The sequence below is a fragment of the uncultured Fibrobacter sp. genome (assembly GCF_937877005.1).
Lineage (GTDB): Bacteria > Fibrobacterota > Fibrobacteria > Fibrobacterales > Fibrobacteraceae > Fibrobacter.
This window is the reverse complement of record NZ_CALEFV010000172.1, coordinates 1-1252: the sequence shown is the minus strand read 5'-3', so window position 1 is coordinate 1252 and position 1252 is coordinate 1. Positions and strand designations below refer to the sequence as shown.

Here is a 1252-nt window from a genome sequence, read left to right as displayed (position 1 = left end):
GTCGAAATCCGCCAGTACCATTTCTTGACGGGTTATATCCAGGCGCTTGCACTCATTTGCGAGGCGGGGCAGAAAAACGAACCTGTTCCTGAAATTTTCATCGATTGCTATTCCAAAAAGATATGGCAAGCGAAGCCTGTCCGGCGGACTCCCGTCGAAGCGGAACAGCTGCTTGAAAAGATTTACCGCAAAATGTTTGCGGTGCAGATGGATACGAGCGGAAAGTGGGAACGCTACAGCAAGGTTCTCCCGATTGACATGGTGTCCGAAAACAAAGTTGAATCTTACGACGATTACATCAAGGCGTTCAATGACGAAAACCATTCGCCTTGGAAATATTTCGCAGGCGCCAAGTTGTTCGATATCAAGAAGGTCAGCGGGTTCCCCGAAAAATACTTTATGGATCTCTGGAACAAGGAATGTCAGGACCTCAAGGAATTGACTCCCGATTTGTGGACTTCCGATGTGATAGGAGGGACCGTCGATGACCCAGATTAAGCTTTTTAACATTGATGATTTTCATCTCGGCAATAACCTCTATATCGATGCTTCGGCAGGAACGGGCAAGACATACACCATCCAGCAGTTGGTGGCAAAACTGGTGCATGGCGAAAATGGCCGCGCAGGTATTCCGCTTTCGAAAATTTTGATTGTCACTTACACCGACAAGGCGACCGGTGAACTTCGCGACCGTATCCGCCAAAAGATGGAAGACTGCCTCGCCGAAGAAAATCTGGAATGCTACCGCGAAGCCTTGCAGAATATCCATACGGCACCGATTTTTACCATCCATTCCTTTTGCCAGAAGGTGTTGCACGATTTTGCTTACGAGGCGGGTTCTTCCTTTAACTTGGAAGTCGTTTCGGACGACGGCATCGAAAACCTGATTCAGCGACTGATTCGTGATAAGTGGTCTTTCGAAACGGAATTCATGAACATGCTGAATTCTTCGAAATTCAAGATGAACTTGTTCGTCAAGAATTTTGTGAATGCGGCCGAGTTTATGTTGCAGAATCGCGAGGCAAAAAAATTTGAACCCGACTACAGCTCTCTTGAAGGAATTTTGCAGTGGGCTCCTGGAGCGCGTAACGCGTGGAATGTATTGCTCAAGAACAAGGATAAAACTCGCGAAGAAGTCCTCAAGACGAAAACGAATCTTCTAAAACTGTCGGATTTTATCGGCAAGCCGGTGATTGTCAATTTCTGGGCAACATGGTGCGGCCCCTGTAAGGTGGAAATGCCATACTTCAAC

General features: G+C 47.1%; 2 protein-coding genes. Both read left to right on the top strand.

Features of this window, described 5'->3' with window-relative positions:
* Positions 1 to 498, top strand: a 498-nt coding sequence (locus tag Q0628_RS08270; protein ID WP_298769983.1) for a hypothetical protein, incomplete at its 5' end; no start/stop codon positions are given.
* A partial coding sequence (locus tag Q0628_RS08265) for a TlpA disulfide reductase family protein (protein ID WP_298769981.1) occupies positions 485 to 1252 on the top strand: 768 nt, incomplete at its 3' end. The genes Q0628_RS08270 and Q0628_RS08265, both read left to right, overlap by 14 nt.